Source organism: Calothrix sp. CBUCES-K 9914 (assembly GCF_059640475.1).
Genome location: NZ_JBXXZH010000311.1, coordinates 1 through 9,777, shown reverse-complemented (window position 1 = coordinate 9,777; position 9,777 = coordinate 1). Strand labels below are relative to the sequence as shown.

Sequence of the window (9,777 nt, the reverse complement as noted above, 5' to 3'; positions counted from 1 at the left end):
TCAGCACTCAGCACTCAGCACTCAGCACTCAGCACTCAGCACTCAGCACTCAGCACTCAGCACCTAGCACTCAGCACTCAGCACTCAGCACTCAGCACTCAGCACTCAGCACTCAGCACTTTTTACTCACTCAGCACTCAGCACTCAGCACTCATTACTTAAAAAAAGATGCGAATATTATTTGTAGCAGCAGAAGCGGCGCCGGTAGCCAAAATCGGAGGAATGGGGGATGTCGTTGGGGCATTGCCAAAAATTTTGAGACAAATGGGGCATGATGTCAGAATATTTTTGCCTTACTACGGCTTTTTACCTGACAAAATGGAAATTCCAACTGAACCCGTTTGGAAAGGTTATGCCATGTTTCAAAACTTTCATGTTTATGAAAGCGTGTTACCTGGTACTGATGTTCCGTTATATCTCTTTGGACATCCAGCTTTTGATCCGCGTCGTGTTTATGCAGGCGAAGATGAAGCTTGGCGGTTCACTTTCTTTTCTAACGGCGCCGCAGAATTTTGTTGGAACTATTGGAAACCAGAAATTGTTCACTGTCACGATTGGCATACAGGCATGATACCTGTGTGGATGCATCAATCTCCAGATATTAGCACTGTGTTTACAATTCATAACCTTGCTTATCAAGGTCCTTGGCGCGGTTACTTAGAAAAAGTAACTTGGTGTCCGTGGTATATGCAAGGGCATAATGTCATGGCGGCAGCAGTACAGTTTGCAGATAGAGTCAATACTGTTTCTCCGACTTATGCCGAGCAAATCAAAACAGCAGCTTATGGGGAAAAAATAGAAGGATTATTGTCATTCGTAAGCGGTAAATTATCTGGTATTTTGAACGGTATAGACACAGAAGTTTTTGATCCCAGTACAGATAAATATATACCCCAAACCTTCAGCGTTGAATCTTTAGATAAACGCAACAAAAATAAAGTTGCATTACAGGAAGAAGTTGGCTTAGAGGTGAACAGCAAAGCCTTTTTGATTGGGATGGTAACACGCCTTGTCGAGCAAAAAGGAATAGATATAGTATTACAAATCCTTGAAAAGTTATTATCTTATACTGATTCGCAACTAGTATTGTTAGGCACAGGTGACAGGAATTATGAAAGTCAAATGTGGCAAATGGCATCCCGTTTCCCTGGACGTGTCGCCACATATTTACTTTACAACGATGCTTTAGCACGACGTATTTACGCAGGTAGCGATAGTTTCTTGATGCCAAGTCGCTTTGAACCTTGCGGTATTAGTCAAATGATGGCATTACGCTACGGCTCGATTCCGATTGTGCGTCGTACAGGAGGACTAGTAGACACAGTACAACATCATGATCCCATGAACTCCGCTGGCACTGGTTACTGTTTCGACCGTTATGAGCCGTTAGACTTATATACTTGTTTAATTCGCGCGTGGGAAGGTTTCCGCTACAAACCCCAATGGCAGTCATTACAGCAGCGCGCGATGCATCAAGACTTTAGTTGGTATCAGTCAGCAAAGCAATACATCAAGCTATACCGTTCAATACTTGGTTTACCCGAAGACGAACAAAATATACAGGAACAAAATACACACAAGCAAACACAGGTTGAAGTTGCAACCGAACAAGAACCTGTTGCCAGCCCCAGCTAACATAATACATGTAGCTTTTCATGGAATAATCTTGTGGAATGATCTTGTGGAATGGGCATCCTTGCCCGTTCCATGTAAACTTAATTAAACATCCAAATCTATAGCTATTTTGTACTATATATACTACAGTTTATAGACTTAATGACATAGTATGTCACTGACTCAGCCCGCGTATGGTCTGAGCTTGAAATAAGAAAACTAACCACTTTCTTCATCGAGTTAAAACAGTGTCTAGCTTACGAGTTAACAACTCGAACTGAACTATCTGGGTATGGTAGCCCGTTAGATGTAAGAATGCCTCCCTAGTTCTTCACCTCTCTGGTAGTCAGTAGCGAAGGGAAGTATACACAGTTGGTAGCAATACTGATTGACTTAAAGTAAAACAAAATGTTCGTCCCAGTAGTAGATTCAAATCAACGTCCATTAATGCCGACTACTCCTAGTAGAGCAAGGCGTTGGATTAAAACAAGAAAAGCAACACCATTTTGGAGAAAAGGAGTATTTTGTGTTCGATTAAATGTGTTGCCAAGTGACGACAATACACAACCTATTGCGGTTGGTGTAGACCCAGGAAGTAAGCGTGAAGGGTTTACGGTTAAATCAAAAGCACATACATATCTAAATGTGCAAACTCACGCGGTTGATTGGGTAAAAGACCATGTAGAGACACGTAGCAATATGCGACGCGCTAGACGATTCCGCAATACACCTTGTCGTAAAAACCGAAGCAATCGACTTGTAAATAAGTCAAAATTGCCACCATCAACTAAGTCGAGATGGCAGTGGAAACTGCGTATTTGTACATGGTTGGCTTCTTTGTTTCCCGTTACTGTGTTTGTGGTTGAGGACATCAAAGCCAAAACATGGAAAAGGGCAAGAAGATACAATGTAATGTTTAGTCCTCTGGAAGTTGGAAAAAAGTGGTTTTACTCTGAATTAGAAAGGATTGCAAGGCTTGAATTAAGGACGGGTAACGACACTTACGAACTTCGCCAATATGCAGGATTAAAGAAATCGAAGAACAAACTATCTAACAAGTTTGAAGCGCATTGTGTTGACTCTTGGGTGTTAGCAAATTGGTATACAGAAGGGGACGACAAACCAGATAACATCGATTTAATAGAAATAGTACCGCTTGAATTTCACCGCAGGCAATTACACAGACTGCAACATACTGAAGGACATATTAGACCTCGTTATGGTGGAACAATAAGCGCTGGTTTTAAGCGTGGTGCAATTATCAAGCATTCCAAGTTTGGAGTTTGTTATGTCGGTGGTTGGCAAGAATCCCCAACTAAGAAAGACCCAAACAGAAAAACAATTAGTTTACACAGTTTAACCACTGGAAAACGATTAACTCAAAATGCAATTCCATCTGATTGTAAATTCAAATCTTACAATTCATGGCGTATTGCCTCTGGGGTTAAAACCCCTTGAGTCGCTTTCCTCCCATACCTTGAAGGTATGGGTTTCCCGCATACCAGGTAATCTTATGAGTCAAGCGTACCAATTGCCACTAGCGTTAGGGAGTACACTTACACACAGTGATAGTTTTACATCTGATGCAAATGCGATATTACACACAGGAGATGCCTATCAATTTCTACGCTCTTTACCTGCGGAAGTAGTAAAACTTATCGTTACGTCGCCACCATATAATATTGGTAAAGAATACGAAACACGTAAAGGCATTCAACATTATTTAGACGAACAAAAACAGGTACTGGATGAACTGACGCGCGTGTTACACCCACAAGGCAGTATTTGTTGGCAAGTAGGTAACTATGTTGAGAATGGTGAAGTATTTCCCCTTGATATTTATTATTATGATTTGTTCAAAAAACGTGGTTTAAAATTGCGTAATCGTATTATTTGGCACTTTGGTCACGGACTTCATGCTTCAAGACGTTTTTCGGGTCGTTATGAAACTTTGCTGTGGTTTACAAAGAGCGATAAATATACCTTTAATTTAGACGCAGTACGTGTGCCAGCAAAGTATCCCGGAAAACGGCACTTTAAAGGTCCAAATAAAGGGATGCCATCAGGTAATCCGCTAGGTAAGAACCCTTCCGACATTTGGGAAATTGTAGCTCATGAATGGGATGCTGAATTATGGGACATTCCGAATGTCAAATCAAATCACCCAGAAAAAACAATTCATCCCTGTCAATTTCCAATTGAATTAGCCGAAAGATGTGTATTAGCATTTACTTTCGAGAACGATTACATCCTTGACCCATACTGCGGTGTCGGCTCTTCGTTAATTGCAGCAGTACGTCATAATCGAAAAGGCATTGGAGTGGACTGGGAAGCACGCTACATTAGTGTAGCAAAAGAACGACTCGAAGCCTTTGAACGTGGTGAGCTAAAAATACGTCCTATGGGACAAGCAGTTCATAAACCTACAGGTCGTGAGCGTGTAACGCAAATTCCTGACGAGTGGAAGACGCAAGACATATTGCAATGGGGGTATAAGTAAAAAAATTTTCTGTAAGTGTGTTTTCGGTGTGTTTTTTGGGAACCATATATTCAGCAAAAGATTTCGATTGAAATCGATTGCACACCACAGTAAACACATTTTGTAAAGAAAATCATGGCGAAACCAAGTTTTTCCAGTAGTCGTAGCGCAAACCAAGTTGCACTTGAGACAGATGTTGCGATTGCAATAATTGGTATTTTTTCAGCGTTCGCAGATGAAGAAGGTTTGAGCGAAGAAGAGAGCGAAGCTTTGTGTGAAATGCTTTCTAGCTCTTCGGAATTTGAAGAGTACTCCGAAGAAGACTTGCAAAGCTTAGTAGACTCAGCTATGGAAGTCTACGAGCAAGAAGGTGTTGCTGGTGCTATGGAACTAGCAATTGCATCCTTAGATAGCAAGGAAGATAGAGAAGTTGCTTTGATCACCGCTATTTGTGTTGTCGCAGTTGATGGTGAAGTTCCCTCTAACGAACAAGAGTATCTCAACGACCTTCAAAAAGCTTTAAAGATTTCTGACAAACGCGCGTCTGAAATTCTAGACGAGTTGTTCGCAGAAGAAGAGGATTGTGAAGAGGAAGAGGACGAAGAATAAAGCTTTAGCATTATTCTTTCATAATAATACTCTCATAATATAGAGACCGAATATACCAATCGGTCTCTACATTTTGTTTACTTGACACAGAAACAGCGGGTACATATATATAGTCAATTTAGTATCACGTTTAAACTCTAGTAAAAATATACTTTAGATTCATGAAAAAAGGCGCTCCTGTTGTACTCCCTATTTACGGCTTGGCTGGATTAATCGTATCAATGGTACTAAGTATTAGTACTCCCGTTAGAACTCAAACTGCCAGTTCCATTTCAGGTTTTATTTATCCTGCACAAGGAATATTATCGCGCGGTTTTCGTAAATATCAGCACGAAGGCATTGATATTGCAGGCGCCAGTGGAACCCCTATTTATGCAGCAGCAGATGGTAAAGTGATAAAAGCAGGTTGGGATGATTGGGGATTAGGCAATGCCTTAAGTATTCAACACCCTGACGGTCGAGTTACAGTTTATGGTCATAATCAGCGTCTCTTGGTAAGCCTTGGGCAACAAGTTAACCAAGGTCAAATGATAGCAGAGATGGGGTCTACAGGTAATAGTTCTGGACCCCATCTTCACTTTGAAATACATACTAACCGTACAGCAGTTGACCCTATTGCTTTTTTACCTGCACAAAACACTGCAACTACAAGTAATACACGTATTGCTGCAATTAATTCCATGAATAGTTTTAACACAAATAATTTGTGTAGTGGCACAACTTTAATAGCAGGTGAAACTAAAAACGTGCGCGTCAAAGTTTGTCAAGAGAAAGGTCAATTGTTCTATATTGGAGAATTAAAGCAAAACCCTAATCAGCCAGTTAAACTACCTGCTTGGAGTGTTAGCAATTCCAAATATCGCGCGGAGAATGGTAGTTTTTCTTACGTTGTTACGCCACAAGGAGTTGAGATTTGGCGTAACGGGCGCCGTTTCCGCAATGATGTATTTTACACACGTGAAAGTTGACATTGCTCTTAGCCCCCCTTAGTAAGGGGGGTTGGGGGGGATTTCATCCGGAAGAATGTAACAAATTTTATTTTTTTTTAATTTTAACCTAAGTAAAAACGCACTAGAATAGTCAGTAGCAAAAAATACAGTTAATTGACTCGGCTTTTTAATCAGAAATCGAAAATACTTTATTTCTCCGAGAGCGGGAGAAACTTAAGAAAGCGCTCACTTTCAAACAACAACAGTATTAGGAGATCAAGATGGAATATCTAGCTTATTCTTCGATGTTTGATGCAAATGAAGCAGTAGAACCAGAGTTAGGACTCCCTGAAATTCAATTTAACTGTCAGAAACTTTTTAACCAAAACTTATTTAAATCAACCAGCTTGGCATTAGCGAGTCTTGGTCTTGTGTTTGCAACCTTTGGAGAAGCGAACGCAGCAGTAAGAGGATTTGTGCGTACTAATGGTAGTTGCCTACGAGTGCGTACTCAACCGAGTTCTAATTCGCGAGTTGTTGGTTGCTTGCCAAATGGTTCGCGTTTATCAGTTATTGTAGATACCGAAAACGGTTTTTCTCGACTGAGTTCAGGTAATTATGTCGCAACCAAATATATTGCTGCTCGCGCTGGTTCCGGAATAAATAGACCTGGAGCTGGTGTTGGTGGACCAGTTACGCTTGGCACCGGTTCGGCAGGCCCCGCAGTTACCCAAGTTCAGCGTATCTTAGGAATAGCTCCTACTGGATATTATGGCTCGATAACAGAACGCGCGGTGCGTAACTTCCAACTTAATAATGGTTTACTTGCTGATGGTCAAGTTGGACCACAAACTAGAGTCGCACTGGGACTATAAATATCAAAAAATTAACACCTGGAAAGGTGTTTCTATATGAACAAAGCCTCCCGAGGGCAGGCTTTTGAGCGTATTTATATTTTTTGGATAAGCAAGAATGCTCCAAAATTAGCTGGAAGATTCTTCTCCCAGCTAATTCTTGCCATTCTATAGGAGATACATTAATTGATGTGTATCTGTTGTAAAATCATGAACTAACTTATCTGCATACAACTAGTGCAGCATTGAGTTTTTCGTCCAATGGCAATTCTACAGGATGATTGCGCGCGTAAGCCAGTAGTTCATACGTCCACTCGAAGAAAATGTTAAATATTCTATCGACAGCTTCTAGAGCATCTCGATATTGTAACTCTGCCAGTTCAATACTGTTTAGTTCTTCTTGTGCTTCTTTGTCATTCATTGAATGTTCGCTTTCTACGCCTAAATGCAAATTGCCAAAATAGAAGTATTCTTTTTTAGTACTTACTCGTAACTCAGATGTGATTTGTGTTGATACAGAAAAGAATACATCCGCCATTGCTTCAAGAGACTGAACTACTACTATTTTAATAGCCGCATCTGCATTTAGACAGTATCCAGCAACTTGATAAGCTATTTGTCGCGTAATCTTGGTTTCTTCACCCCATATAAATCTTAAAAAGTCGCTAAAAAGTAAGGTACGATTAAACCCTAAACTTTCTATATCCGTTAGAAACCACGGCCAATGTTCATCATCTTCATAAGTATATGTATTTACAATTTTCTGAATTAGGTTATCTGTATTTTCATCACGAAAAACATATTTATTTAAATCACTAAAACTCATTATGAAGTGAGCCATGCAAGGAGCAAAACTTAGTCTTTGAGAAGGACTTATACTTGTATCTTGCATAAAATCAAATAGTTCTAATTGTGCGAATTTTTGTTTTTTAGCTTCAATCACACTTAAGATATTTTGCATTTTTGTGTTCCAATGTGTTAACTATTATCAAGTAAAAGCACAATTTATTCAGCAAGAATAATTACTAAAATAGCGAAATAATTATTTGCCTAATAATAAAATGCTTCAAATGGTAGAGCAACCTGATAAAGCTACATCACATTTGAGGTGTTCTAAAATTAAAACACTAACTTTATAAAAAATTAAAAGTTAGGTTTATATTTACATAAATGAAATTTATGCAAATTTATATTGCTACAATTAGCCTTTAGACTATTAACTATTAATTTAATTCATCTTACAATATTTGTCAGTCGTAAATACTCGGAAACTCATTATTTTGTTAAATAATTAAATTCAACCTATTTGTAGGTAAATATAAGTTCAAATATAAACTTTTTGTATAAACTCTACAGTTCAATTATAAAAAAAATATAAATACTTAAAATTAGATTGAGAAATATGATTATAGCGGTTCTTAGTCACATGAGGTACAGATTTAAATAGTAAATTTCTTGTGGAGCGGGCATCCTTGCCCGCCCTTATGTACTTCATTAGAATAGGAAGCGCTATATCAAAGTATTGCGCTTATAAATAAACCAAATTCTAGCTATTTAAGAAGGTATAGGGTTAGAAAGATACAACTTAATAGGAGTTTCAACAGCCACTAATTAAATTGTACGTAATTTACATAATATACCTACTGTATATTGATAAAGCATGTAGTTATAGCTTCATTATTTAAATAATTATATTTATTGTTTGCTAATAATTGTGAAGTTATTAAGTATCGCCTACTTGCGTTGTAGGGATTTCAATTATAAATTCCGTACCTTTACCTACTTCACTAATACAGTGCAATTGACCACTATGTCTGTCAACGACAATCTGATAGCTTATTGATAGTCCTAGACCTGTACCGACTCCAACAGGTTTAGTGGTAAAAAATGGATCAAATAGCCTCTGTTGAATCTCAGGTTTAATTCCGATGCCATTATCAGCTATGTGAATAGCAATATGCTGATTCTCCAGCATTTTTGTAACAATACGTATAGTTGGAGTTGAAATCAAGCCTTTATTCATTCCTTCATCTAAAGCATCAATTGCATTTGCAAGTAGATTCATAAACACTTGGTTAAGTTGTCCAGCATAGCATACGACTTTTGGTAGGGCTGCGTAGTTCTGAATGACTTCGATTGCTGGGCTGTTTTGTTTTGGTTTAAGACGGTGTTGCAAAATCATTAATGTGCTTTCGATTCCTTCATGAATATCAACCTTTTTCATTTCTGCTTCGTCAAGACGAGAAAAAGTTCTTAATGATTGGACAATTTCTCGAATTCTTTCTGAACCAACCTTGATTGAAGACATGATTTTTGGTAAATCTGAAATAAGAAAATTTAAATCAATAGCATCAATTTCTTGACTTATTTCGTGTGTCGGTTGAGGATATTCTTGTTGATATAGCTTCAGCAATTTTATTAAATCTTCAGTGTAATTACTAGCATAAGTTAAGTTCCCATAAATGAAGTTGACTGGGTTATTAATTTCATGTGCGACACCAGCCACTAGTTGTCCCAAACTGGACATTTTTTCACTTTGTACAAGTTGAGTTTGAGTGCGCTTAAGTTCGTTTAAAGTATTTTCTATTTTTTGTGCTTGCTCTGTAGCTGTTTGTGCCACTACTTTACTGTGGGTATAAAGTTCTGCTTGGTTAATAGCTATAGCTAACTGGTCTACAACCGCTTGCAAAAGTTCCACTTCACTATTTGTCCAAGGACGAGTCTTAGTCCAATGACCACAAACTATTACCCCAATTTGACCTGAGCGAGTTCTAATAGGTAATACAATCTCTGATTTAATTCCCAATGATTCTAAAAACTTCTTATGGATGGGTTCATTAAATTGTTCCACATCGTCTATTTTCAGAATCTTTTGTTTTAAGAACATCTCTGTTGCTGGTCCAATTTTGTCGGCAGGATGATAACCTAATAAACTAGGAAAATCTTTATGTTTTGCTTCTTTAAGAGTTTCCCATGACGGAGGATTGGTATCAGGTTTAAACCAGGAAAAGCTACATCGGTCAATCTGCAATAAATCTCTAATTTCTTGTATTGCTGTTTCTAAAACTTGGTCAAGGTTTAAAGATTGGCGAATTTGGCTTGCTAACCTATTGATAAGTTGTTCTCTAAGTGCTAACTCGCGAGATTTTGCTTCAGACTGACGTAAAGCTTCCTCTGCTTGCTTTCGCTCTGATATATCTCTGGTCACGTTAGCTAAAGCTATGGGTTTACCCGTCTTTTGGTCTTTTATTAAGAAAACATTATATTCAATTGGTATTAGCCTACCACTTTT

General features: G+C 38.4%; 8 protein-coding genes. 6 read left to right on the top strand and 2 right to left on the bottom strand.

Annotation, left to right across the window (positions count from 1 at the left end):
* Positions 1 to 168 precede the first annotated feature (168 nt).
* The 6 genes from glgA (at position 169) to AC2JBO_RS39210 (ending at position 6,506) form a co-directional block, all read left to right on the top strand.
* Positions 169 to 1,635 (top strand): glycogen synthase GlgA, encoded by a 1,467-nt coding sequence (gene glgA / locus AC2JBO_RS39235; RefSeq protein ID WP_496959043.1) that lies wholly within the window; start codon positions 169 to 171, stop codon positions 1,633 to 1,635.
* Between the two features lie 387 nt (positions 1,636 to 2,022).
* Positions 2,023 to 3,072, top strand: a complete 1,050-nt coding sequence (locus AC2JBO_RS39230; protein ID WP_496959042.1) for an RRXRR domain-containing protein — start codon at positions 2,023 to 2,025, stop codon at positions 3,070 to 3,072.
* A gap of 55 nt (positions 3,073 to 3,127) precedes the next feature.
* Positions 3,128 to 4,114, top strand: a complete 987-nt coding sequence (locus AC2JBO_RS39225; RefSeq protein ID WP_496959041.1) for a DNA-methyltransferase — start codon at positions 3,128 to 3,130, stop codon at positions 4,112 to 4,114.
* Between the two features lie 114 nt (positions 4,115 to 4,228).
* Entirely contained in the window at positions 4,229 to 4,702 is a 474-nt protein-coding gene (locus AC2JBO_RS39220; RefSeq protein ID WP_496959040.1) for a tellurite resistance TerB family protein, read from the top strand.
* A 161-nt stretch (positions 4,703 to 4,863) separates the two neighbouring features.
* Positions 4,864 to 5,670, top strand: a complete 807-nt coding sequence (locus AC2JBO_RS39215; RefSeq protein ID WP_496959039.1) for a M23 family metallopeptidase — start codon at positions 4,864 to 4,866, stop codon at positions 5,668 to 5,670.
* Between the two features lie 242 nt (positions 5,671 to 5,912).
* Positions 5,913 to 6,506 (top strand): peptidoglycan-binding protein, encoded by a 594-nt coding sequence (locus AC2JBO_RS39210; protein ID WP_496959038.1) that lies wholly within the window; start codon positions 5,913 to 5,915, stop codon positions 6,504 to 6,506.
* A gap of 199 nt (positions 6,507 to 6,705) precedes the next feature.
* On the opposite strand, the gene AC2JBO_RS39205 is transcribed toward AC2JBO_RS39210, so the two are convergent.
* On the bottom strand, positions 6,706 to 7,446 hold the full coding sequence (locus tag AC2JBO_RS39205) for a hypothetical protein (protein WP_496959037.1): 741 nt from the start codon (positions 7,444 to 7,446) through the stop codon (positions 6,706 to 6,708).
* A 762-nt stretch (positions 7,447 to 8,208) separates the two neighbouring features.
* Positions 8,209 to 9,777 (bottom strand): GAF domain-containing sensor histidine kinase (locus AC2JBO_RS39200; RefSeq protein ID WP_496959036.1); only part of this gene is annotated, 1,569 nt, incomplete at its 5' end.